We start from the raw sequence: 25987 nt of genomic DNA on the forward strand, positions 1-25987 counted from the left end.
CAATGCAACGGTACGCAGATTTGGTTCGCCGAGGGAAACGCGTTGTTCGCTCACGAAGGGCAGGTTGGTCATGGAAAGCAGAAGGTTGCCCGGAATGGCAGGTGTTCGCTAATAAAGTGATTTGGGGTGCTGAGCGCGGGCCTCAGGCAAACGCTGCAGCAACACGTGATGAACCTTGCCCGATACAAACATGGTCGAACCTTACATCCGAAGCAATGGAGCCTTAAAGGAACAATCAGAATAGCGCTTATCACATATGAAGATGCCCCGCGAAGGGGCTGGTCAACGTCAATGAGAAGTTTCCAGCCTATATGTCGGACTACTTTAGTTTATTGTCTAGGCACTACAGTCAGAAACCTTTCAATTGTTTGGCATATAACGATATCTGGCGATAGGCTATCTACAATCTCAGATAGACAATCTGGCCCCCAATAGAAATGGAATTCAGCGAAAAGCCGTGAGCACCACCAAGAAAGAGTGGTTGAGACCTCTCCACGCTCAAACGAAGACCCCCCGAAGCAAATGACACGTTTCTGGATGGGTGCATTACTGCATCGCCAGATGCGTCGTAGTCCAATATTGCCTTCTGATGGGTCAAACTCGTCTATTGCCTCAGGTGTCAGAATGTCGCCGTTTTGATCCAGCAAACTCTCGTACAGTGGAGGGCGTTCGACGATGTAACCATCTTCGGAAAATCGAATGCCAAGATCACCAGGAGCATCGCCGTGCATAACAGGCCCCAACCGATATACAGAGTAGGATTGAGGTGCTAGGCGGTCGAGCAAAGCATCTATTAGAAGCTTGCTGCCATACGTCGACATATGAGTATCAAATGCCCTGAAAGTAGATTCAGCGTGGACTTCATCCGGAATATAGTCGGCGCTATAAATTAGGCTTCTACGAATATCCGGTAGATTTTGTACGCCATCCACTATTGATTGTAAGCCTTGAGATCCCTTTGTTGCATGGAATGGAGCATTCCAATACATTACGGAGGATTTTTCAGGGATGATAATTTGGATATAGTCATAGCCGCTGCTGATAGAGCGGGCGTGTCTTGACTGAAAGATTTGCAACCACCCTCTGCTGTCGATAAAGGTTTCGCCATTGTAAAGTCCTTCAACATTGTTAGTGCCTTCTCTAAGAAAAATCTTACCTCCTGCACCTATAATAGCGGCGCCGTCAGACGAGATTCGGCCAAACGAGAGTCCCTCTTTAAGGCTATCCGCAACCGCAACAGACTGCGACACTAAATGAGGAGTTACCAAGAGCGGGTAGCTGACATCTGAACACGAAAGCTTAAAATTTATTGAACAGGTAGAGGCCCCCTGATGAAAATCTTCCGTGCTCAGATCGAACTCGAACAGAAAGGCATTGGCGTATGTTGCTAAGTCCGGCCTGTCAGCTGGTTTAATGATTATTTTTTTAATCCATCTTAGCTCGCCGGAAAAGTAAATATGAAGGGCTTTGTGCTTTACAAGCAACTCGTCGCTGCAGGAAAACCAGCCAAAAAATATGCTGCCTTCATTTCTCTCTATCCAGCCAGTTATCATGGAACTCTCCGTTATCAGATATCATTACTGTCAGAATCTTAACACCAATCCTCTCGGGCTGAATTTTCAATTACCAGCAGTGATCAACTTCCCAGCTCCAAGCGTCAGAAATAATCGTGTTCAGATCAGATCTGCCGGGCTGCCATCGTAATATTTGTGAGGCTTTAGAAGCGTCAGCGACCAAACGCGCCGGATCACCCAACCTACGCGCCAGGGTGACTACGGGGATCTCGCGCCCCGTTAGCTCCCTGGCGCTGTTTATCACCTGCTTTACGGAAAAGCCCGAGCCATTTCCCAAGTTGAATTGGTCGCTTTTTCCACCGTCGAGCAGATATTGCATTGCCAGCAGATGAGCGCTGCATATATCTAGCACGTGAATGTAATCTCGAACACAGGTGCCGTCTGGCGTTTCGTAGTCGTCACCAAAGATAGAGATTGCTTTCTTTCTACCCGACGCGGTTTGCAGGACCAGCGGAATCAGGTGAGTTTCTGGGTCATGGCGCTCCCCTAATCCAGTGTCGGGTGCACAGCCAGAAGCGTTAAAATAACGCAACGACACTGACCTGAACTGGTAGGCAGTATCGTAGTCCTCAAGTAACTGCTCTACCATCCATTTGCTGCGCCCGTAAGGGTTAATGGGATGTTTCGGGTGATCTTCTTGGATGATGGCGGATATGGGATTTCCATAAACCGCCGCAGTTGACGAAAATACAAAGTTACTAACCCCTGCTGATATCATCGTATTGAGCAAGTTGGCCGTTTTGCAGAAGTTATTAGCATAGTATTTTGCCGGATCTATTGAAGACTCCCCAACTTGAATGAATGACGCAAAATGCATGACGGCACAGAAGTCGTGGTCTTTAAATAATTGCTCAAGCAATGCTTTATCTGAACAGCACCCGACGAAGAGTTTAGCGCCTATTACAGCATCTGCATGGCCCCCGCTGAGGTCGTCCAGTACGATAGCCTCGTATCCGGATCGTATAAGGGTATGCACCATGTGGGAGCCGATATACCCCGCCCCACCTACAATCAGTACTTGCATCAGATTTCAACCCGTGAAAGCGTGGTCTTAGTGGTTTGTTGCTTTAAATTGCCGCACAGGAACTTAGTTTTCAATTCACATTGAGCAGTGGTGTAGCGTTTCAAAACTGTCAACTGGGCCTGAGTGCCCGCAGACTTTAAGCGTGTGGGCTGCAGCCGAAGCTGCTCAAGAATTGCGGCCCAGTCTCGCGGATTTTTCGCAAGGAAGCCATTAGTCTTATGCTTGATGCTTAGCTTGAACTCGCCTACCTCCGATGCCAGAACAGGAACTCCTACCGAACCCGCTTCGATAAATTTCACATTTGATTTTGCGCGGTTGAACACGTTGTCGACAAGTGGGACAAGCAGCAAGTCATGTTTGGAGATAAATCCTAGCATCCCGTTATAATCTAATATGGGGTAACTTGATACGTTCGCGAGTGCAAGCAATCGTTCAGAAACTTGTGCCGCACCGAGTACTGAAAGCTTGCAGTCTGCATTTTTCAGGCAAAAATTAAACAGCGTCTCTTCGATAATGTCGAAGTCTTCCTTATGAGAAAACGTTCCAGATGCGTAGATGAGTTTGAAAGAATCTGGTGCGAGGACAGCATCGGTTGAAGTGAATGGTTTAACCTTGTTGCGGTAGACTTCGCAAGGGATTTTATATTCCGATGCTATGTGGGATCTTAGCAGTGGGGTAGAAACAATGCATCCGTCCATTAGCTTAATGAAGTTTTCGTACGCACTGGCAACGAACATTGCTTCATCGATATTCCACTCGCCGCCTGTCACTGAACCAATCGTAGCTACAAACTTAGGGAACACTAAGTCATCAATTTCTCCGACGCACCGTTTGCCATTCATTCGAGCATATTTAAAAAACTCGGCAACGTTCCCTTGCTCCATAAAGCATCGCTGAAAGACAATGACATCAGCTCGATCTATCAATGGCGCCGCGTCGCCGATATCCAAGGCGACGTGCGCAACGGTGCACTCTACTCCAATACTCCCAAGGGATTCAGCCAGGTGGATCGATCTGTAACGGGTTGACCCGTTATCTAGGCCTGCCGAGCTAAAGATCAGAGCATTACAGGTTTTTAGTGGAATTTTGAAATGGACAGGGTCGAAGTAGTCAGCTTTTTCCTTCAGGCAATAGCTTGTATGTGGGTCATCATTTTTAATTAATTCCTGTTTGACTGTAAACTCATGATCCCCCCCGAGCGAAACTTCGAAATTACCCAGGGCAGCCTTGGCAACCAAGTTCTCTGATTGTGCAAGGGATTGAAAAAGTTGAAAAAAGTAATCTCTAGAGATTATTTCAGGGAAGAACGAGGACCGAGCTTTGCCAAATCTTTCGAAGAAAGCCTCCGCCCCTAAATGAATTTTCTGGGCAACGACGAATTCATTCGAGAGAGGATTTGGAATCTTTTTGAATGATATATTGGCTCTACCCGAAACCGGGTTTGTTAGTATTCCCCTGGCCGATGGTTCTGGCGCAGAAAAAAGAATTTCAAAAAGAGTGGTATTTGCTTCTATGAAGTCAGCATAAACATAAGGGTCTCCCTGTTCGAACAAGAATCCAGAGTGAACTACACCCTTGCTCACCCTTTCGCGAGAACCAACATAGCATCCCCTGACGTTTGTTTTCGAGGCTAGTTTTCCGAGGAAGTATTCCAGCCGAGATTGAATATTTAATAGCCACCCGACATCTACGAACAGCACGGATTTTTCGTTCAGAATGCCATTTTCTGAAAGGTATAATTCAAGGTTTTCACGATTTTTTACGTTTGCAGAGTGGATGCGGCCTGAAAGCTGAGTAAGTAAACGGCTTAGGCTATGGTAATCCTGCCATCCAGGCACGTAATCTTCGGATTGAAAACTATCCAGAAGTATTGCTCTGACTCCACTATCTTGCGGGTTGAGTCCTGATTTTTTCAGAAAATACGAGACGTCTTTTTCTTGTAGATGGAGCCCATCAAGAATAAATGCTATGTCGTTGGATGATAGTGGGTTTTGAAAAGTTGCGGGAATAACCGTCGCACGAGAAAGATGCATATAGCACGATGAGATTTCATCCGACGCTAGCTGATCTTTGTAAAGTATGTCGAACGCTTTTTTTATGATTCGGCCATCTCGAGCCATGAATACAATTTTGTGTATGCCTGCATCCTGAGCTTGCGACCTTACGTACATCGCCATCATGGCCGCCAAAGGCCCTGTTATCTCGAACCCGATCTGAGTATAAAAGTCGCATGAAATGCCTGGCGCTTCCTTGTGCCAAAGATCGCTCTGCTGTTCACAGTAGCTATCCCAGATTCTCCCCTTTTGAGAGAGCTTCTTTTTTTGATCGAGAGACAGTCTGAAGATTTTCCGGGAGTGCTCTCCGATAGGCGAAAACCTCTTTGTGTCAAACCCTGCTAGCTTAGGTTGGCGGACATCACCTTCCCAGTTATCCCCGATATGGAAAATGTCCGCTGGGGAATAGTTTGACCTGCCAGCGATATCAATTAGCGACTTGAAAAGTTTGCCGGTTTCTTTCTTCTTACCTAGCGTCGATGACAGGAGTAAATGGTCCCAATGGGAATAGCCGCAGTTCCGTAAAATAGCTTCTATTGTATGTTGGTCCAAGTACATGTCACTTGCGATGTATATTGTTCTTCCCTTCGTTCTGGCGTAGTCGTACAGTTTCTTTCCGAGGGAATGGGGAACGCAGACGCTGAGCTCGACAGACTTTTCGATGGCGGAATTGTTGAAAAAGGACATATGCTCGTAAATAGAGTCGATGGATACATCATCCTTCTCCCCCAGATGGCGCCCCAGTACCATCCCTGCGGTATCCATGCGCTCTTTTAGTAAGGGCAGCGCTGCTGGCTCGTGTTCCGTAAGCTGATATTCTATCAGGTCAAAAATTACTTCTGGATCACGGAACTGCCTTGTTACCAGCGTATCAAATATGTCGAACGATACGACTCGGCATTCGTCGATTTTTTTGATGAAAGCTTCGTAATCCGAGTCCGAATGGTAGATTCCATCAGGTAGAAGTTCGAGGATCTTTGGCGCGACGCTATCTACATAATGACGTTCAGAAACCTTTGTTCGAGCGCGCTCGGCCATTGACAACCTTTTGTCAATATCCTTGATTAATTCGAGCACGCTGGACGCCATGTCTCCGACATCTAGGTATTTAACGACGATCCCAGCATCATCTTCTACAAAGGTATGCATCCCGCCTGCTTCGCTACCAAAGCACACAATCGGCATACCCGCTTCAGCAGCCTCCATGCATACCAATGGGTAAGGATCTTCCCGAGAAGTAAGTAGGAAAATATCGCCTGATGCAAAATATTCTCGCGGGTTTTCTTTTGGCCCAACCCACTCCACGAAACCTGCTAAATGACGGCTTTCAATTTCGCTTTCAGGATTAAGGTCTTTACCACTGGCAGATCCGATCCAAATCATCTTGAAGTCAGATACACCCCGCCGGAGTAAGATCAGTGCTGTCTCACAAAATAGATCAAACCCCTTCCTTTTCTCCACAGCGCCGCAGCCGAATATTATTGTTTTTTTGCTTTTGAGATGCCTTTTTGAACGATAGAAATCGAAAGGCTCAATGAAGGGCTTTAGAAAAGAAATCTCACGTTCGTCTACATTCCTTTTTCTAAGTGACTCCACTGATCCTGGGGAAACCGCAATGTATTTATTGCATATTTTCGATAAGGACAGGAATTGAGCTTCAAAAACTTCAAACACGTTCTCCATCTCGTGAACGTGAGTAATGAATTCAGCCCCTAGATATTTCAAATGTTCTGCATAAGAGCCGGATGCGATTGTGTTGACATAGATTGACTGAACGTTGCTGCCGCAAAAGTCCCGAAGTTCTGCGGTCAAGCCATTCTTGTGTGCGTGGTCTAAATAAAAGCAAGGGGCGATTTCCTCAAATCGCTTGTTCCAGACCCCTTGGGAACCAATAATGATCGAAAATTTAATACTAGTATTTTTTTTCACCCAACGCATTAGAGACAACAAAACCGCTGGTGCGCCTGTCTGAGATGCTTCATGGCTCAAAAAAATAACTGTCGGCTGATGAGCGCCAGGGTCATATAAAGGATCGACTTCTACTTTTTTTATTTTTCTTAGCTCGAATTGCCCGTATTGCACCCAGTGAGCAAATGGATTCACTCCAGCTTGTGCAACGTCCGCGTTGGTTCCTAAATAATAATGTGTGTTAAATTCTTTATTAGGATTCCTGTGCTCTTTCCAGCCGTGTTGACAGTAATGTTCTATTGGGTCTGCGCCTGATGCCGCTACATCCTCATAGTTTTCGTAGTAATAGTTATGGCTGAAAAGACCGCTCAGCGCGATCAATTCATGATCCTCGGAGGTGTAATGAGGTCCAATATCGTTGGCCGCGCGCTCTTCCGTTCTACCTTGTTCAGGGCCGGTGGTGAATATTGACAGCGCTGTGCCTTCTGGGTCGTTGCTGCGTAGCCAATGCTTACGTCCCATCCTGATATTGATGTCAATGACTTCAGCGAGCTCAGGATTTTCCTGTACAGCTTTCTCATAATATGAGACCGCACGCGCGTATTCGCCGTTTCGGAAAGCTGCGTTCGCCTGTGATAGGGTGGAAGTCATATATTCGCTTGTCATTTAATCAGCACCAGCATTAAAAGTTCTTTATTGAGCACATAAATCATTTTGGAATTCATGGTGTTGGCCTATCAGGCGGTTATTTTCTTTGCGGCAATTTGTTTGATAGAATTCGCCAACATTTGCCACTCGTTCCAATCCGTTTTAACCAGCTCATTAGAGTGCTCGAGATCACTTAACTGGTTTCCGAGACTGCTGATGAGTCCCGCGATTAATAATTTGTCGTTTTCCGCCAGCGCGCTCCACACTTGTAAATCCATCGCATCAGGTTTTGCGAATCGCAACTCCAAACGCTGACCTCTGGCGTCCTCTGTCTCTGCAAACCAATTTTGCAGTGCCGATTTCGAGTCCTGTGGGAATTCCAATCGGGGATTAGTGCCAAAAGTAACCCCTGAGTCGTCTAGCGTCGCCAGGCGATAAGACAGCCTGTCCCAGCTGGATGTGCCAATAGTTAAGTTGGATATTGAGATGCCCAAGCTGCGATAGTCTCCCTGCTGAAGGGTATCCTTTAGAGTGATTTTGTCGTATCTAGGCACCATAGGCCATGCGTTTAGAGTCTCGTAGAGAGCGCTTAGTGCTTTTCTGATCTGAGATAACTTAGTTGGAAATTGGTGCTTGTTCGCACCTGAGTTGACATAAGACTTTAGCTTTTTTAGCAGCTCTAAAAGTGCCGACCAATCCGTTGGGCCCAAACGACTGATGACTGCGTTCGGCCCTTGGTAAAGCGCGCCTTGACGCGGCTCTATTGTCAGCCACTCAGTCGCGGAGTTCTTCATGCAGCTAAGCCAGTCTAAAGTAGTCGGCTTAACGCTAATGCTGGGCATATCTGGGTTGAGCGAGACCCTGATTGTAATACCTTCAACTATCTTATAGTTCACTTCGGCATTAGTGAGGCGTATTTCGACAACGCTGTTGGGCTCACTCTCTTTCAATATGCTGGTGGATATCGCTTCAACATTCCAGTAATCAGGGAAGGCACTGTATACCTTTTCCAAGGCTAGACGCTGGGCAATTATTAATGAAAGATATTCTTTATTTGATACCAGCTTTTGTTCAAGTTCTTCCTGGATCATATGTAGCTTTTGCGTCAGCTCTCGATTCTCTTCTTGTAAATCTAGCAATTCATCCCCGATGCCTGAGTAGTCGTCGCCATAACTTCCCTTCGACGGGCATCCTTCGTCGTCTACTGACTTCGCTGCACGATCATTATGCCCAACTCCGACCATATCCAAGCCTAAGGGTGAGGTATTCAGAAGCACGCTTTGGTAAAGTTGACTGTGCAGCTGTGCAATTCTGGACTCATTGGCTATATAGCTTTCAAACTTGTTAGACACCTCATTCGACACAGGATTTTCAGATGGAACAGAATGCTCGAAGACAAGCTTCAGCTTGTTTTTCAGATTTTCAAGGCCTGCTCGGATCGCTTGCGGCGTATCCGCGCTGACAATCAGACAGCGGTCCGGGATTCGTTGAGATAACAACATCAACTGTTCAGTATCCTGACGCCATTTCTTAAGAGTACCCTCCACATCGACTATCAGTTGCCCAGAGCCTGATGTCACGGCATTCAATGTTTCCACAGGTGAAGTGTAAACTAGGACAAACTGAGTGTGTTTACCCAAGTCTTCCCAGGACTTAACTACTTCCTCGATCATCTTGGGTTGCCAGTACCAAGCCTCAAAAGTCGCATTATTGCGTTTGAATATAAGTTCTAGATCTGTCTTGGCATCTGACCCGTGGGCGTTGGCACCAAAATCCTGCAGATGCTCGAAATCTGAGGTGACGTCAGTGAGCTGTCCCAATGGCGTAGCTTTGGAGTGAAGTAGCTCAGCAAACCAAGCTGTCCTCCCGGCACAGTTTCCCACGATACAAAAGTTTTTAATGACTTCTGCCTTTTGAGCCTTTTTTACTGTGCTTTTACTCTTCATCAATCATTTGCTCATTATGTCGCAGCTTGTTGAAAAACAAGATGCCAAGTAGGTCAAAAATCGGTTTAGTACAAGGTGCTCAACGAGCTGGTTTTCGAGCTTTGAGATCTTTTGCTGGCAAGGCCAGGCCACCATAAGCCCCGCTTAGATAATCATGACTCAGCGCCGGATGATAATAAGGATCGACCTGTCCGTGCAGTGACCATTTCTCGATAAACCCCTGCTGCTCGCGATGGGCCCGTGCTCGCTTCTCCGGGGTCTGATCCTTCCCACGACTTGCGGACTCTGCGTGAATCAACTTCGCAAAGGCCGTCCAGACCAGATTCAGCCCTGACTGCTGTATACGCAAACACAGGTCCACATCATTGAACGCCACCGGGAATGCTTTTTCTTCGAGCCCGTCGAGGTCTTCATAGACCGACTTGCGCATCAACAAGCAAGCCGCGGTCACAGCGCTTTGGCGCCGAGTGAGCTGGTTGGTCGCCAGGTAGCCCGCGTCGTTTTCTTCAAGATTATTGCCTGCATGGGCAGCCAAGCCATTGATGCCGACGACAACGCCGCCGTGCTGCACCATCCGGTTGGGCCACAGCAACTTTGCACCCACTGCGCCGACGTTCTCGCGCAGCAGCTGGCTGAGCATTTCCTTCAACCAGCCCGCTTCGATGATCTCGATATCGTTGTTGACCAAGCCAATGATTTCCCCGCTCGCCTGTTCCACCGCGCGGTTGTTGATCGCCGAGTAGTTGAAAGGGAACGGGTGCGGAAGCACTTTCACGCCTTGGGTTGGCAGGTAACGCAGGTATTCCAGGGCTTCAGGGTCGCTGGACTGATTGTCGACAACGATGATTTCCAGTTGCGGGTAATCAGTGTTGTTGAGCAGGCCTTCGATGCACGTTCGCAACAGTCCCACCTGGTCGCGCGTCGGCACGATGAGACTGATGCGAGGTAGCGTCAGCGGCAGGGGCCAGCGAGCGCGCAGCAATGCCGGGTAGTTCGGCAGCGCGCTGACCGTTGTGCCCGGTGTCATGCTCTGGCACAGCCAACCGATCGCCTGATGACGGTCCATCGACGGCCACGCCAGTTCAGGGCTGGCCGAGCACTGGTGGTGTCGGTGATAGACGACCTGCGGCAGGTGGACCACGCTGGCTTGGAGCCGCTCGGTGGCAAGTACGATGCCTGCGATGAGGAAATCCCAGTTCAGCGAGTGCAATTCGTTGGCTGGCGCCAGCAGTGAAAGCGCCGCCTGCACGATGTCTGCGCTAAAGATAGCGCCGGGGGTAAAGATATCTGCGCCAACGAACAGGTCTACGTCCCACACGGGTTTGAGCCAGGGGAGGGTGCGTTCGCCTTGCGGGCCGTCGCGGTCGCAGTCGGCGTAACCCCATGCAACGCCTTCGTCGAGCAGGCCGACCAGATGGTCCAATGCGCGAGGCGCGAAGTGATCACCTGCCCGGATGGGAACGATGCAGTCGCAACCCGTTTCCAGCAGGTCTCTGACTTCTGGCAGCAGGTTATCCACCGACGTCCTTGCGACTTTTAGAGGCGCAGCGCTGTGCGCGCGCAAACTCGCAAGGCTGAGACCCTCCAGCGTCATGTCGCCGTCACTGATCAGCAGTACACCGATCTTGGTTTTCAGGGGGCTCGCATTCCGTGGAGGCGTGTGCTGAAAGACCTCGAACCACTGCGGGTAATGATGGAAGCCGGCACTTTTCGGTAGGTGGAGTGATTGCTCCCTTGCGATCTGGGTGAGCAGCGCCATGGTCTGTTCGTCAGGGCCGTGATCGTCATGCTGACGCAGCAACCCTTCAATACCCTCGGGCCAGCAGCACATTCTGATCGGGCTGCCTGAAAGAGGATGGCCAAGGTCATTTTCAACGTGGAGGATATGGACCTCACCATCTGCCAGTTCCCACGGAAGGTCGAGATTGAAGCCGTGGTCGCTGGTCGGTCGCTCAGCGAGCGCATGGTGATGGATGTCGCAGGATGCACGACCCACGACTCGATCGCCCTCACGAACGACCACATCAACATGGCGCGAAGGCGCATCGGGGTCCCAGGACCATCCGTTCAGGCGCAGTCCGCCGCTGTGCCAGACTCGCGAGGCCACGGGGGCCGGGTCTTTACTGGGGCGCGTCGGCAGTTGCAGATCGCCAGCGAGGCAAAAGTCCTGGTTCGCAATCCGAGCGCTGATGTGTTTCGCGCCCTCCAGCCAACTCTGCCGCAGTTGCACGGCAAAGCCATGAAAATGGTCACCGATCTCGGCGTTCGGTTGAAACTGATCCGCGCGGGTTAAAGCTACGCACGCGCCATCGATCATCGCTTCGACGACCAGGCGCTGTTCCGGCTGCGCATCGTCCAGCGCCCAGCCTTGCAGGACATCGCCATAGAGGCCAGTAACTGCGCCGCGCATTGTGGACGATTGACTGGCTTGGCAAGTGGCAGTTGGTTTCGTTAGCACGTCTTCTGACATCACGCCCGGCTCAGTGAAAAAGGAAGGTGGTTCATCGGCAGCGCGCCAGCCTCTTTGGCGACTGCGCTGGTCATCGCATACAGCGGCAGTCCTAGGGTTGAGGCAAGGTCCGGTGCGTGCCAGCCTGCACCGGGCGCGGCATTGAGGCTCAATGCTGCATCGCAACCCGTCAGCGACAGGCAGTCGATCTTGTCCAGGCCTTGCACTTCAGGCAATGCATGAACTGCGCCAGTGGCGATCAGGGTTTTCAACCACGGGTGGTCGCCGTCGGCTAGCAGCACCACGGGAAGGTTATCCCGAGTCACGGATCTGGCGAAGTCGATCCATCGCCCCGCGATTTCCGCATCGCGCAGGTCATCGGCGATCAGCAGTGTGTGCGGTGCTTGCCCTTTTGCACGTACCGCCCTCGCATTTTTGTCGATCACAATTCGTGCATTTGGCAGTGCCGCAGCATAGCGCTGGCGGAGGGCTTGCCAAGGCAGACTCACACTCTGTGCCTGCCGCGCAAATTCTCTCCACCCACGATCGGCGCGCTGTGCCAGCAGTTCGTCATCGCTGCAGCGGATGCGGTATGGCTTATCGAGCCGTGCCGCGAGTGTCAGCAGTTCTGCAGGGCAGCCTGTCAGCTGGCGGTATACGAGGTCTTCCAGTGGCAGGCCGCGGAGGTCGGTGACCAGTTGGTCTGCATCTTCCGGGAGCCGGTATTCAAGGGCCAAGTCCAGAGGCGCCCATTTTGCGCGCACTGTCGCCATGGTGTGGGACGCCTGATGACGCCACGTCAGGCTCAAGGATTCGTCAACGTCGGCGCCGTGGATGTGCAGGCTCTTCAGGGCCGGCACTTTTTCGGCTGCCGCTGCCGCCAAGTGCGCTGAAAGGTGGTTGATACGTGCGCGCTGCAGCGCCTGGCGCGCAGGTTTGATCGGGTCGCGCAGGCAGAATGCCTGGTAACGGTCGGATGCGTTCGGATAGCGACGTTTGAGGATGGCGTTGTTGTGCGCGACGCGCATCGACTTCTCTTCACCAAAGGAAATGCCTCCCTGGTGGGCCACAAACACATTGGGTGCTCCCATGTGGCGCCATCCAAGTGAGCGTGCACGCAAGCACCAGTCTGTTTCTTCGCCATAGCCGCGCAGCAGGTGTACCTCATCAAGGTAACCCACCTCGGTAATCGCATCGCGCTTTATATAGAGGCAAAACCCGCAACCTGTTTCGATCTCCATGGCGGCCGCATTGGCAGTCTGCGCCAGTTGGTCGAGCTCGGCCTGTTGTTCGGCGGTGGGCATGCTATGGCTGACGCGGCTGACCGGAAAACTCATCAGTTCACCGTTATTGGTGAAAGGCGTGACTGAGGCGATGTCCTTGTCGCTGTACGCAACAGCGCGTAGGCGATCCAGCCAGTCGCCGTGCACGCGGGTGTCGGCATTGAGCCAGACCACATCGCGCTCGGTGTGCAGTGCCATTCCACGGTTGACGTTGCGAATGAAGCCCAGATTGGAAGCATGTTGGATATGTTGTATCTGGCCATCATCGGCCAGCCTTTGCAGGGCTGTGCGTAGCTCCGCATTCGGAGTCGCATCGTCGAGCACGATCAGGCGATGCGCGGTCCGATTCAGGCTTCGGTTGCGCAACACGCTGTTGATGCATTCCAGAGTTTCTTCGTAACCGTCGTACACCGGGACGAGGATATCGACCGGCTCCAGGCGACTGGTTTTTTTGCCCACTGGCGAAGAGGGATTGAAAGGCGGGAGGTTGGAAAGTGGACTGCCAATAAGGGGCGTGCCGTCGGTGCATCGGACGTGCAGCGTTGGTGCAGGATCGGCCACTCTAACGCGCAGACCTCCGTGTGCTTCACAAATGCCTGCTTTAGAGAGCAGCGGGTGCGGCAGGTCAGCGAAGTGTGTGATGCGCTGCCCCCCGGATTCGATCTGAATGGAAACAACCGAGGCAGGGGATCTCAGGCTCACCGCCCACCCGGTGATCTCATTGCTCTGCGGGTCGAAGCGCGCAACGCCGACTTCGGCCGGTGCGTCGGGCTGAGCGGCCAGCATCTTCAGCACCAGCCCCAGTTCGGCAGCGTCGTCTATCTCAGGTAGGTGCGTGAAGATCAATCGACGCAGTCTGGCAGGTGGCATGCTTTGACTGCGGGCGTGCCACAACATGATTCGCAGGCCAGGGTCCGTAGGCATCTGTTGCCATGCAGAGGCCAACAAGCGAGTCGCGAGTTCTGGCTGTTGAAGTGCCAGGGCGCTGCGACCGGCGAGCGCCCGCACATCGGCGCGGCCCGGCAGTGCCTGAGCAGCGGAGCCGAGGAACAGGAAGGCATGGTGCAAGCGTTGCTGTTGCAGGGCCTCGATGCCCTTCCAGATCAGGGCTTCGGGTCGGTACTCGGGGGTCTGGAGCGCTTTATCAATTAAAAACATGGCACTCCCATGTTCGCCAATCTGGCGTGCATGGTGAAATTGCTCCATGAGCGTTCCACGCTCAAGGTCGGTGTGTTCTGAGTGTGCCATGGGGGGGTTCGCATAAAAATAAAGAGGGGCGCCCAAAGGTGCCCCTTTTTTCCGAATACCCCCAGCCTTGCGGCTGAGGGTATTCAAAGTTGCAACGGTGCGAGTGTTTAGACTGCGCCGTGTACCACTACAACGTTGGAGTTGTGATCAACGCCTTCTGGCGAACCGACGATGCCGATAACAGCGTCAGCCTGAGTCACAGCGCCTTGGTCGACAGCGGCAATCCAAGCAGCCTTGCCAGCGTCGGTGTCTGGAACGTTGGCACGGCCCAGTGCGTTGTTGTACAGCGAGTCGATGAACTCGGCGTTGGCGTGGTGAGACGCTTCAGCAGAAGAGTAGATCGAGGTTGCAACGTCAGCACGAGTGCTGCCGCCGATCAGAGTGCCAACCCAGTAGCTGGTGTCAGCAGCGTCTGCAGCACGGCCCAGAGCAGTGGAGTACAGCGACGAGATGAAGTCGTCGTTCGACTGCGCGTGAGCTTGAGCTTCAGCGGAGGTGCTGATTGCAGCTGCCACTTCGGCTTGAGTTTTGCCCGAAGCCAACTGATCCTGCCAGTAGGTTTGAGCAGCATCATCAGCGCCATCAACGCGACCCAGCAGCGTTGTGTAGGTCTGGTCCAGGAAACCGTCGTTGACAGTACCTTTGTACTCGGCGGAAGCCAGGAAGCTGGTAGCGATGGTGCTCAGCGAAGCGCCGTTCTGAACAGCAGTGCTGTAGAACTCGGCACTGGCGTTATCAACATCACGGCCCAACAGGCCATCGAACAGGCGCAGAGCAGCTGCTTCAGCGTCAGTTTCAACGATTGCCAGGGTGTGGTCATCGGTGAAGGTGACGAACTCGCCGCCCTGAATAGTAACGTTGTTGCTGCCGGCGTTAGCACTGGTCAGATTCAGGAAGCTGCCGGTGACGTCAACGGTGAAGTCGGTGCTCGCACCCGAGACGTTGATCACGTCACGGCCTGCGCCAGCCAGAATGACGTCGTTGCCTTCGCCAGTGTTGATGATGTCGTTGCCAGCGCCAGTTTCGATGTGGTCGTTGCCCGCGCCGCCGGTGACGACGTCGTCGCCGCTGCCAGTGATCAGAACGTCGTTACCAGTGCCGCCATCCAGAGTTACGTTGGCAGTGCCAACGTAGGTCAGCTTGTCGCTACCATTGCCGCCGTTGATGACCAGCTCTGTTGCAGCAACTGCTTCAACTGCGAACAGACGAGCTTCTGCGGCTGGAGCAGCTTGCTCAGTAACAGTCAGGCTGACGTTGCTTTCGCTGTCGATAATGATCACTTTAGCGTCGGCCACGTCTGCTGGCAGAACCAGAGTAGTGTTGGTGCCGGCAGCGCCAGTGGTTTTGATTGCCAGAACGTCAACAGCCTGACCTTCTGGAGCAGTGATAGCGCCAACGCCATCCCAGCCAGCCAGAACTACGGACGAACCGGCGTTGTCCAGACCCAGCAGCGAGGTGATGGCAGCAGCGGTAGCAGCCGAGATGTCTGGGTTGCCAGCGATAGCGTCTTTGAAATCAGCGCCAGTGGTAGGAGCATCATATTGCAGTGCCATGAGTCATATTCCTGATGTTTCAGGCCAGTTGGCCTATGTTGCTATCTGTCTGCGTAATCGCAGGTTTTTCCCTGAGAGACTTATGGCGGAGAGCGTTGATCTCGGTTTTGGGAGTAATTGAAAGCTGTAGTGCGACCAGCGGCTCACTGCCGCTCGGTCCAAAAAGCATTTGTTCGGCAACGATGGCTTGCGGCGCTGCGCCGGCAAAAACCACATAGCCCGTCAATTCGTAGAGTGCGCGATCCGGACCCGTCAAGCCAAAACCCACGGCGACGAGTGCTGCGCTTTTGTTGCGAGCTCCGGTGAAACTACCGGTAAGAACTTTCTGGCTTGGGCCTGCTCCGGCAATAGTGCTGGTGTAAGCAAGGTCAACCCCGGTCGGTTTGTTGTCCCAATGGACAGAAAAACCTTCCAGCCGCGTTGCGCCTCGCTCATCTCCCAGGCATTCGTCTCCCACTGAGACATCGCCTTTGGATTCAAAGTGACCAGTCAGCTTGAGAACCGCGCGCACTGGCGCAGTCGCGGAAAAAGCTACGGCTTCTGGTGCTGGGGTAGCGGGCATGAAGTTGCGCATGATCGCCGACGACGTGTCGATGCGGTCTATACGCAGGTCCACGGGGTCGATTTCGACATCAGCCAGATAATATTCGGTGATCAGAACAGTTGAAACGCCACCTTTGACACGACCGATAATGCAGTCGCCCAGTCGGGTGAGCATGTTCTTGGAGACGCCTTCGGCAGGGAAAAAATCGATGACACCTTTGCCCAGAGGGGCCTGTTGCAACGCGATGCAGACGCTTCGCTCGGCGATGGGCTGGGAGGCATAACGAAAGATGTACATCCCGGGCTCAAGGAGCGTCACGCGGGAAGTAATTTTCAGGCCATCTAATGTTTGCGACTGCACTCAATAAGCTTCCTTCTTATCCCGAGTTATCAGCAATTGATAGCGATTAATTGATCCATCAACGCTGTAATCGTACTGCACAACTTAGTGGCGCACTGGTGGCATCTGCCGAGGGCGAGGTTAATCGATCCCTCAGAAATGTCAATTCAAACAGTAGGAATTTTCCGCCCCATCAGTACGAATTCGCCGTAGGCATAGTGATATGGATTCACTCGATTGTGGTTACCGTTGGTCAGAAGCGTTCCTATTGTCGTGGGCATTGACCGCACTGGAATCTGATTGGGCGCGTCTTCAGCAGGGCTTGACACCGAAAGGGTGGAGCAAGAGGTGTTAGGGCACTGGATTTAGCCGATGTGCCGGGGATGGTAGGCAGCCATGAAATCCCAAAGATGCGATACCTTCAGATATTCTGCGGCTCTAGCTCGGGCGTTTAAGGCTATCGCCGCACCTGTTTCAGCGTGTTCTCTGGTTACCCGGCTGCGTCAATGAGGTGTGGATTAGCCCCTTTCCCTGAGTCGCCGTCAGGTTCGCCTGTCTGACGTGCTGAGCACTGATGATCGGCTGCAGCGGGGAGGGATCGCTGTCAACGCTATTAATGCCACTGGTTTAAGGTCATGGGTTCGTTTTAAAACGAGCAACGGTAGTGGCGTGGCGTACACAATGCCTGCAACATTGCTGGCATGATCAGTGATGCTTCATCCGATTGGATATCGACATGACGAACTTATTAGATTTTTTTGGAGTGCATCCAAATGCCTTTATTGTCCAGCGTTGCAACATTAAGAAAACTTAATCTCAAAAGCTCGATGCCTCGGCGGCTGATGGCTCTTTGAATGCTGCCTAGCTGGGTAGTCGCTGGTACACTCCCGGGCTTCGCAGCCCTTTCTCATCAGTAATGGATTCTATGAGTCGCTCACACGAAAATAACCTGCAGGCGGCCCTCAAGGCGTGTCGCGGAAGCTTCCTCTCAGTCGGGTTTTTCAGTTTTTTCGTCAACACGTTGATGCTGGTCCCCACGTTCTACATGATCCAGATTTCGGGCCGGGTAGTGCCCAGCAGCAGCACCTCCACCCTGATCATGCTCACCCTTATTCTCACTGTTCTGATGATCACCCTGGGCTCTCTCGAGTGGGTTCGTTCGCGCATCATGGTACGCATTAGTAACCGTCTGGATGTGCTGCTGAGCCGTGATGTCTACCGAGCGAGCTTCAAGAAAGCATTGAGCAGCGGCGGCATGGATGCGTCGGCACAGTCGTTGAATGACCTCACTTCCCTGCGGCAGTTTTTGACGGGCAACGGGCTGTTCGCGTTCTTCGACGCGCCTTGGCTCCCGGCGTACACCGCTGTGATGTTCATGTTTCACCCGTGGTTCGGATGGATGACCGTCATCGCGGCCGTTGTACTGGTGTTGTTGGCTTACCTCAATCACCGCTATACCGGCTCGGCGCTCACCGAAGCCAATAAACAAAGCCTCACCGCCAACCTGCAGACCACCAAAAGCTTGCGCAACGCCGAAGTCATCGAGTCGATGGGCATGCTGGACACCCTGATGGGTCGTTGGGCAACGCGGCAGCGCCGCGTATTGGTCCTGCAGTCCGGTGCCAGCGACAAGAGCGGCGTCATCACATCCATTTCCAAAACGTTTCGGGCCTGGGCGCAGTCGATGATGCTGGCGGCCGGCGCTTACCTGGTGGTCACCCACGATATAAATCCCGGCTTGATGATGGCCGGCTCCCTCTTGCTGGGCCGCGCACTTGCGCCTATCGATTTGATGATCGGCAGCTGGAAAGGCTTCGTCGCTGCCCGTTTGCAGTACCAGCGGCTGAATGACACGCTGGACAAACTCAACGCTGAGCCTGATCGCATGTCCCTGCCGGACCCTGAAGGGCATTTGCAGGTCGAGAACCTCGTTGTAGCGCCACCCGGTGCCAAAGCGGCGGTGATCAGAAACATCAGTTTCGTGACTCCCGCTGGCAGCATCGTCGGTATCGTCGGGCCAAGTGCGGCAGGCAAGTCGACGCTGGCGCGTGCGTTGCTCGGTATCTGGCCGCCTCAGCACGGCGTCGTGAGGCTAGACGGTGCTGACATCAGTACGTGGGACAAACAGAAGCTCGGCCCGCATTTGGGTTACCTCCCTCAGGACATCGAACTCTTTGAAGGCAGCATCAGCGATAACATCGCTCGCTTCACCAAGGTCGACCCCGAGAAGACGGTACTGGCAGCCCGCATCGCCGGTGTCCATGAAATGATTCTGCAATTGCCGGACGGTTACGACACGGTCATTGGAAGCGAAGGCGTCAACCTGTCCGGTGGGCAGCGCCAGCGCATTGGTCTGGCGCGTGCGGTGTATGGCAACCCTCGGTTGATCGTGCTGGATGAGCCCAATTCCAACCTCGATGAGGTCGGTGAGCGTGCATTGGGCGTGGCACTGCAGAAGATGAAAGAGACCGGGGCGACGGTGTTCATTATTTCGCACCGTCCCAATGTCCTCTCGCGACTGGACCGCATCATGGTCTTGAACAGCGGCACGATGACGATGTACGGCCCCCGTGACCAAGTGATCGCCGAACTGGCTCAGCAACAGGCCAAAGCTCAAGCCCAGGCACAGGGTCAAACCCCGCCTCGTGTCGCCCCTGCTGCGACCGGCGCTATTCAGCCCAGCGCCTGAAAGGAACGCATGAATGACCAGTAACTCGATGACCGTGCTCGACGAGCATTCTGACGACATGCCAATTTCCGACCGCGGCATCCGCCGGGTCGGGATGACGATTGTTCTGGTGACCTTCGGTTTGTTCGGCACCTGGGCAGCCTTCGCCCCGCTGGGCAACGCCGTTTACGGTTCAGGTGTTGTCACCGTGCAGAGCTACCGCAAAACCGTCCAGCACCTTGAGGGCGGGATCGTAAAAGAACTGCTCGCCCGCGACGGTGACACGGTGCATAAGGGCGATCCGTTGATCATCCTTGACGACGGGCAGCTCAGTTCAGAGTACGAATCCACCCGAAACCAGCTCATCACCGCGCGCGCCAAAGAGGCCCGCCTTCGCGCCGAACGTGACAACCTGCCCGCTATCCCGGCATTGAAAATCGACGGTGTCGAAAGCGATCGTGCCCGCGAGGCCATCGATGGCGAGGCCCAAGTGTTCAGGTCGCGGCACGACGCGCGCCTGGGTGAAATCTCGGTGCAGCAAGAGCGCATCGGCCAGTTGAAACAACAAATCATTGGCCTCAACGACATGATCGGCACCAAGGTCAATCTTGAGAAGTCTTATACCCGCGAGATCACCGAGCTTAAAGATCTGCTGCGCCAGGGCTTCGTCGATAACCAGCGTTTGCTTGAGCAGGAGCGCAAGCTGGACATGCTCAAGTCGGAGGTCGCCGACCACCAGTCGACCATCACCAAGACGCGTCTGCAGATCAACGAAACCGAGATGCAGATCGTCCAGACCAACCAGAAATTCAGCTCCGATGTTGCCAAGGACCTGAGCGACGTGCAGGCGCAGGTCTTCGACTTGCAGGAGAAGGCGAGTGCGCTCAAGGACAGGTTGTCACGCATCGTCATTCGCGCCCCGGAAGACGGCATGGTGCTTGACATGAAAGTGCACACCATCGGCGGTGTTGTGAGCGCGGGAACGCCGCTGCTGGACATCGTGCCGGAGTCTTCGGAGTTGGTGGTGGAAGCGCACGTTTCGACGAACGACATCGACCGCATCACTCTTGGCAAACTCACGGACGTCCGCTTCAGCGCATTCAATAGCGCCACCACGCCGGTCATTCAGGGGGAGGTCACGCGAATCTCGGCGGACCGTCTTACCGACGAGAAAACCGGCGAGGGCTACTACCTCGTGCGGGTGAAAATCACCGATGACGGCCTCAAGCGCCTGGGCGACCGCAAACTGCAGCCGGGTATGCCGGCGGAAGTGCTGATCAACGCGGGCGACCGCACGATGCTGCAGTACCTGCTCAAGCCTGCGCGCAACATGTTCGCCAAGTCGATGATCGAGGAATGACAGTGGTGCGTTTTATTCCCGGTTTGCTTTTTGGATTGTTCGCGCTCAATGCTCATGCCGCTCAACCTGTAGCCCCGCAGCAAGTCAGCGCCTCGACCTACTCCCTGGACCTGATGACGCTTTACAAAGAGTCTCGCCTTGAGGATCCGCGCATTCTGTCGGCCTATGCCCACGCCCGGTCTGCCAAGCAGCAGGAGCGAGAGGCGTTCGGTGGACTACTGCCCCAAGTCTCGGCGAGCAGCAACTTCAACCGGATTTTGCGCAAGGACGAACAGACGCGAGAAATCTACGACAACAAAAGCTATGGGCTGAACCTCAGTCAATTCATTTACAACAAGGAAGCGTGGGAGCGCTATCAGAAGGCCAAGAGCGTCACGTTGCAAAAGGCGTCGCAGTCCGAGGACTCTCAAGCCGAAGCGACGGTGGACCTGGCTAAACGTTATTTCGCTGCTCTGGCCGCTGACGATGCGCTGGAGTTGGTTGTGGCAGAACGGCGCGCCACCCAAGGCAGCCTTGACCGCGTCAACGCCATGTATGCCAAGCAGATGGCCAAGATTACGGACATGCTGGATCTCAAAGCTCGGGTCGACTCATTGCTGGCCCAAGAGATTGAAGCGCGTAATCAGGTGCGTCTGTCACGGGAAGGGTTGTCAGAAATTGTCGGACGCCCGATCAACGATCGCTTGAGCCGGATTCGAAACGACATCGCGCTTGAGGCGCCCACCTTGCCGCTGGATGCCTGGATCGCGCAGGCGCTTAACAGCAATCCTCTGCTCAAGGCCTATGAGAGCAATCTGGCGGCCGCCGATGCAGCGGTGCGTGAAGGCAAAGGCGGACATTACCCTTCGCTCAGCTTCAACTTGGGTGCTCAGCAGAGTGACGTCGGCTACGACAACACCCTCACCCCACGCAGTGACAGCTATGTCGCAACCATCGGCCTGAAGGTGCCGATTTATAGCGGCGGCTCGACCTCTGCACGTGTCAGCGGGCTATATGACGACCAATATGCGGCCGAGCAGGACCTGGAGGGCGTGCGTCGGCAAGTGGTGAAGGAGACCACCAACGCGTATCTGACCGCTCAGTCTGCTGTGGACAAGATCCGCGCCGGGCAGAATGCATTGTCGTCGGCCAAGCAATCGAGCATCGCGGCGCAGAAAGCGTTCACCTACGGTGTGGTCAACGCCGTGGACGTCCTGACCGCTGTACAGAATGAATTCAAGGCGCGTAGCGATTTGCTGAAATCGCAGTACGACTTCATCACTAACCTGTTCATTCTCAATCGCTGGGCCGGCAAGCTGTCGCAAGAGAGCGTTGCCAGCGTCAACGTGTGGCTCGGTGGCGATGATTCGGAAGCGCTGAAAGACCTCGGTAATTCAGCGCCAAAGTCCAAGTAGTCAGCAGTCAATCAAGCTTGCCGGTGTGCCGCCAACACTTTGCGGTACACCGCCAGGGTCTGCCGCGCGCATTCCTGCCAAGTGAATTGGCGAGCGCGTTCCAGCCCTATTTCAACCCGTTCGGTCCGGAGCGCTTCATTACTCAAGACATCGAGCATGGCGGCCGCGATGCTTGCAGCGTCATTCGGGTCGACGCCCCAGGCGGCATTGCCAGTCACTTCCGGCAGCGACGTGGTGTTCGACGCGATGACCGGGCACTCGGCTGCGAATGCTTCGATGACCGGCAAGCCAAACCCTTCGTATAACGACGCGAACACCAACGCGCTGGCGCTCTGGAGCAGTGCGAACACATCGGATTGCGGCAGATAACTGAGCCAGCGCCCTTCGCCCTGTGCTTCCAGCGCCTTGAGCTGCGGAATCAGGTCTTCGTTGGCCCAGCCATCACGTCCTACCACAATCAGCGGATGCTCTTTGCGCACCGACTCCGGCAACGCGTTGAACGCCTCCAGGACCTTCGGCAAATTTTTGCGCGGCTGCAGCGTGCCGATGAACAGGAAGAAACCGGGTTTGAGTTGATGCTTGTCGAGCACAGCGTCGCGGGTTTCGAGGAGGATGCGCTCGAAATACACCGGGTCCACGCCCAGCGGCGTCACGCTGATTTTCTCGGGGGCAATCCCCATGTGCGTGACCAGATCGTGCTTGCTGTGCTCGGAGATGGTGATCAAGTGGTCGGCACTGTGCACGCTTCGCGCGAACAGCCAGCCCTTGAGGGTTTTGAGGTTCTGTCTGATCCACTCGGGATGGATCAGCGGAATCGCGTCCATGACTGTGGCAATCACGGGCACGCCACTGATTCTCGGGATCTGGTGATCGGAGGCGTGGACGATGTCGACATCGCGAGCGATGGCGGAGGAGTTGGGCAGCGGCAGGCCGAGCAAGCCGCTCGCCAGCACTTGAATGCGGAAATCAGCTGAGAGCGTCTTGGGTACGCCGCACGCCAGTGTGGGCAGATTGCGGCCGAACGCATAAGGCTTGACGGTGATGCCTGGCTCTTCGCTTTGCTTGAGCTCCTCCATCGCCTGCCACAGGGAGCGGGTGTACACGCCGATACCATCCAGATGACCGGCACGTTCACATCCTGCCCAGACGGTGCAGCTCAAACCAATATCCATACGCGTTTCCAAACCAACCCGGTGAGTCATGAAATCAAGGGGCGCGAGCCTATCATGAGTCGCGTTTTCGGGCATTTCCTTCCGCGCATGATCTCACCGCGCCATTGCGTTTCCCTCCCCAACCCCTCACCATCGCTTTCCGTTATCCATTGCCTGATGGACAAGACAAATTGGCGACACGCCCCGCTCAAAAGCGCCCTGGATTATGGATGCTTCTGGCGCTTGCACTGACGTGCACGGCGTGTGTCGGCTATCTGAGCGCGGATTGGGATTTCTCCCTGATCAGCCGCCGCGCCGAGGCGCTGTACGGACCGTTGGGCGCCGGCAAGCAGCGCATCGATGCCTGGCAAAATTTGCTGGCGACCGAGAAGCAGGTCAGCGAGCTGGACAAGCTGAAAGTCGTGAACCTGTTCTTCAACAAGCAGATGCGCTACGCCGAAGACATCGACCTGTGGCACGAGGTCGATTACTGGGCGACGCCGGTCGAGTCGCTGATCAAGGGCGCGGGGGATTGTGAGGATTACGCGATCGCCAAGTATTTCAGCCTGCGCCGTCTGGGCGTGCCCAGCGAAAAGCTGCTGATCACCTACGTCAAGGCGCTGCGCCTGAACCGCGCGCACATGGTACTGACCTATTACTCGAGCCCCAACGCCATGCCGTTGGTGCTCGACAGCCTGATCGACGACATCAAACCCGCCAGCCAACGCACGGACCTGTTGCCGGTGTATGCCTTCAACGCTGAAGGGCTGTGGCTGCCGGGCGCGCAGGGCAACAAGAAAGTGAGCGACACCAAACGTCTGTCCCGGTGGCAGGACGTGCTGAAAAAAATGACTGCAGAAGGCTTCCCCACCGAGCCCGAGAATTAGGAGTACTGATGTCTCTGTTCAAACAGCTGTTGATCGCGATCTGTCTGTTTCTGGTGGTTGCCTTTGCGGGGAGTTTTGTCGTCAGCCTGGAAAGCTCGCGGGCGCAGTACGTCAATCAGTTGCGCTCCCACGCCCAGGACGCCGCGACGTCCCTGGCGCTGTCGCTCACGTCCAACATCGACGACCCGGCGATGGTCGAGCTGATGGTGGCGTCGATCTTCGACAGCGGTTATTACGCGAGCATCCGCGTGGTGGATCTGGCCAGTGGCGACGCGCTAGTCGAGCGCAGTGCGACGCCGGACAATCAGGGCGTGCCGCAGTGGTTCATCAACGCTATCGGGCTTGAGCCCGCGGGCGGCGAGGCGATTGTCAGCCGCGGCTGGCAGCAGACGGCGCGGGTCGAGGTGGTGAGCCATCCGATGTTCGCGTTGGCCAAGTTGTGGCAGAGCGCGCTGGGCAGCCTGGGTTGGTTGCTGGTGTGCGGCGTGGTCAGTGCGATTCTGGGCGCGATGCTGTTGCGCCGGCAGCTGAAACCGCTGGATTACATGGTGGCGCAATCCCAGGCGATTGGTCGTCGCGAGTTTCTCGTTCTGCCCGAACTGCCGCGCACACCGGAGCTGCGCCGGGTGGTGCAGGCGATGAACCAGATGGTCGAGAAGCTCAAGGCGCTGTTTCAGGAAAGCACCGAGCGCAGCGAGAAGCTGCGTGTCGAGTCGTATCAGGACAGCCTGACCGGGCTGTCCAACCGCCGTTATTTCGATATGCAGCTCAACGCCCACGTCAGCCATCTGGAAGACGGCCGCGCGGGGTATCTGATGATGTTGCGCGTCAACGACCTGGCTGGCTTGAACCAGCGTCTGGGCGGCAAGCGCACCGATGCCTTGCTGGTGGCGGTGGCTGAGCAACTGGTGCGTCACTGCGAAAAGTACCCTGAAACCCGAAATCTCATCAGCCGCAGCCGTGGCGGTGAGTTCGCCGTGCTGGCGCCGGGTATGGTTCACGATGAAGCCGTGCAACTGGTGCAGAATCTCGACGCGGCGCTGCAGAGCCTGGAAGCCACCGGCGCCTCCGATGTCTCGCCCGTCGCGCACATGGGGCTGGCGCCTTACAGCCCGGGCGATGCCTCGTTGACCTTGCTGGCGCTGGCCGATCAGGCGTTGTCTCAGGCTGAAAGCGGCGGCGAGCAATCGTGGTATTGCATCGAGCGTGGCGCGATTGGCGATCTGGGTGAAGATCAGCACGCGTGGCACAGGACCCTGGATCATGCGCTGGAGCACGGGCGTTTTCAGCTGTTCTTTCAGCCGGTGGTGGCGTCGGGCGATGGCTCGACCGTGATGCATTACAAGGTGCTGTCGCGCTTGGTTGATGCCGACGGCGAGACGATTCCGGCGGGGCGCTTTCTGCCGTGGCTGGAGCGCTTTGGCTGGTCGAGCCGACTGGATTTGCTGATGTTGCAGCAGGTGCTGGCGCATCTGGGCACACACACTGAGCGCTTGGCGCTGAACCTGTCGGCGGCCACGCTCAACGATGCTGCGGCGTTGAATGAAGTGTTCAACGCCTTGCGCCATCACCCCAAACTCGGCGCGCGCCTGACCTTCGAGATCGGCGAGGAACAAGTGCCGGAGCAAGCGGTGCTGGAGAAGCTGACCCGACGCCTGCAAGAAGCCGGTTATTCCCTGGCGCTGCAGAGGTTCGGTGGACGTTTCAGCATGATCGGCAACCTGGCGCATCTGGGGCTGGCGTATCTGAAGATCGACGGCAGCTACATCCGCACCATCGACCAGGAAAGCCACAAACGGTTGTTCATCGAAGCGGTCCAGCGCGCGGCCCACAGCATCGATCTGCCGCTGATTGCCGAGCGGGTTGAGACCGAAGGCGAACACCGGGTGATTCTGGAAATGGGCATCGAAGGGGTGCAGGGCCGGCTGTTTGGGGATCCTGCGCCATGGAAGTGATG

The 25987-nt window shown here is 54.7% G+C and carries 14 protein-coding genes; 5 read left to right on the plus strand and 9 right to left on the minus strand.

Going from position 1 to position 25987, the window contains the following annotated elements:
* Positions 1 to 329: 329 nt before the first annotated feature.
* The 8 genes from IFT99_RS16560 to IFT99_RS16595 form a co-directional block, all read right to left on the minus strand.
* Complete coding sequence (locus IFT99_RS16560; RefSeq protein WP_192133594.1) at positions 330 to 1553, minus strand: hypothetical protein; 1224 nt, start codon at positions 1551 to 1553, stop codon at positions 330 to 332.
* Between the two features lie 70 nt (positions 1554 to 1623).
* A complete protein-coding gene (gene galE / locus IFT99_RS16565) occupies positions 1624 to 2598 on the minus strand; it encodes a UDP-glucose 4-epimerase GalE (protein ID WP_192133595.1) in 975 nt (324 codons plus the stop codon).
* A complete protein-coding gene (locus tag IFT99_RS16570) occupies positions 2598 to 7226 on the minus strand; it encodes a glycosyltransferase (RefSeq protein WP_192133597.1) in 4629 nt (1542 codons plus the stop codon). Before IFT99_RS16570 ends, galE begins: the two co-directional genes overlap by 1 nt.
* A 71-nt stretch (positions 7227 to 7297) precedes the next feature.
* Positions 7298 to 9154, minus strand: coding sequence for a hypothetical protein (locus IFT99_RS16575; RefSeq protein ID WP_192133599.1), 1857 nt, complete (start codon positions 9152 to 9154; stop codon positions 7298 to 7300).
* A 79-nt stretch (positions 9155 to 9233) separates the two neighbouring features.
* On the minus strand, positions 9234 to 11624 hold the full coding sequence (locus tag IFT99_RS16580) for a glycosyltransferase family 2 protein (RefSeq protein WP_192133601.1): 2391 nt from the start codon (positions 11622 to 11624) through the stop codon (positions 9234 to 9236).
* Positions 11624 to 14092, minus strand: coding sequence for a glycosyltransferase family 2 protein (locus IFT99_RS16585; protein WP_192133603.1), 2469 nt, complete (start codon positions 14090 to 14092; stop codon positions 11624 to 11626). Before IFT99_RS16585 ends, IFT99_RS16580 begins: the two co-directional genes overlap by 1 nt.
* 149 nt (positions 14093 to 14241) lie before the next feature.
* Positions 14242 to 15687, minus strand: coding sequence for a DUF4214 domain-containing protein (locus IFT99_RS16590; RefSeq protein WP_192133605.1), 1446 nt, complete (start codon positions 15685 to 15687; stop codon positions 14242 to 14244).
* Between the two features lie 19 nt (positions 15688 to 15706).
* Positions 15707 to 16528 (minus strand): hypothetical protein, encoded by an 822-nt coding sequence (locus IFT99_RS16595; protein WP_192133657.1) that lies wholly within the window; start codon positions 16526 to 16528, stop codon positions 15707 to 15709.
* A 967-nt stretch (positions 16529 to 17495) separates the two neighbouring features.
* Here IFT99_RS16595 and IFT99_RS16600 point away from each other — a divergent pair.
* Genes IFT99_RS16600 through IFT99_RS16610 form a run of 3 tightly spaced genes read left to right on the plus strand, consistent with a single transcriptional unit; the run spans position 17496 to position 21992 of the window.
* Positions 17496 to 19259, plus strand: a complete 1764-nt coding sequence (locus tag IFT99_RS16600; RefSeq protein WP_192133607.1) for a type I secretion system permease/ATPase — start codon at positions 17496 to 17498, stop codon at positions 19257 to 19259.
* Positions 19260 to 19272: 13 nt separating this feature from the next.
* Positions 19273 to 20598, plus strand: coding sequence for an HlyD family type I secretion periplasmic adaptor subunit (locus IFT99_RS16605; protein ID WP_192133609.1), 1326 nt, complete (start codon positions 19273 to 19275; stop codon positions 20596 to 20598).
* Entirely contained in the window at positions 20595 to 21992 is a 1398-nt protein-coding gene (locus tag IFT99_RS16610) for a TolC family outer membrane protein (RefSeq protein WP_192133611.1), read from the plus strand. The genes IFT99_RS16605 and IFT99_RS16610 overlap by 4 nt, the downstream gene beginning before the upstream one ends.
* Positions 21993 to 22003: 11 nt before the next feature.
* Here the strand turns inward: IFT99_RS16610 and IFT99_RS16615 are convergent, their stop codons facing one another.
* Positions 22004 to 23164: a glycosyltransferase family 4 protein gene (locus tag IFT99_RS16615; protein WP_192133612.1), complete on the minus strand. Its 1161-nt coding sequence runs from the start codon at positions 23162 to 23164 to the stop codon at positions 22004 to 22006.
* Positions 23165 to 23334: 170 nt separating this feature from the next.
* Between IFT99_RS16615 and lapG the strand changes: the two genes are divergently transcribed.
* Positions 23335 to 24030: a cysteine protease LapG gene (gene lapG / locus IFT99_RS16620; protein WP_446731135.1), complete on the plus strand. Its 696-nt coding sequence runs from the start codon at positions 23335 to 23337 to the stop codon at positions 24028 to 24030.
* Between the two features lie 8 nt (positions 24031 to 24038).
* The gene (lapD, locus tag IFT99_RS16625) at positions 24039 to 25985 is read left to right on the plus strand and encodes a cyclic di-GMP receptor LapD (RefSeq protein WP_192133616.1); all 1947 of its coding nucleotides are present in this window, start codon (positions 24039 to 24041) and stop codon (positions 25983 to 25985) included.
* Positions 25986 to 25987 lie beyond the last annotated feature (2 nt).

This window comes from Pseudomonas sp. CFBP 8772 (assembly GCF_014841665.1).
Taxonomy (GTDB): domain Bacteria; phylum Pseudomonadota; class Gammaproteobacteria; order Pseudomonadales; family Pseudomonadaceae; genus Aquipseudomonas; species Aquipseudomonas graminis_B.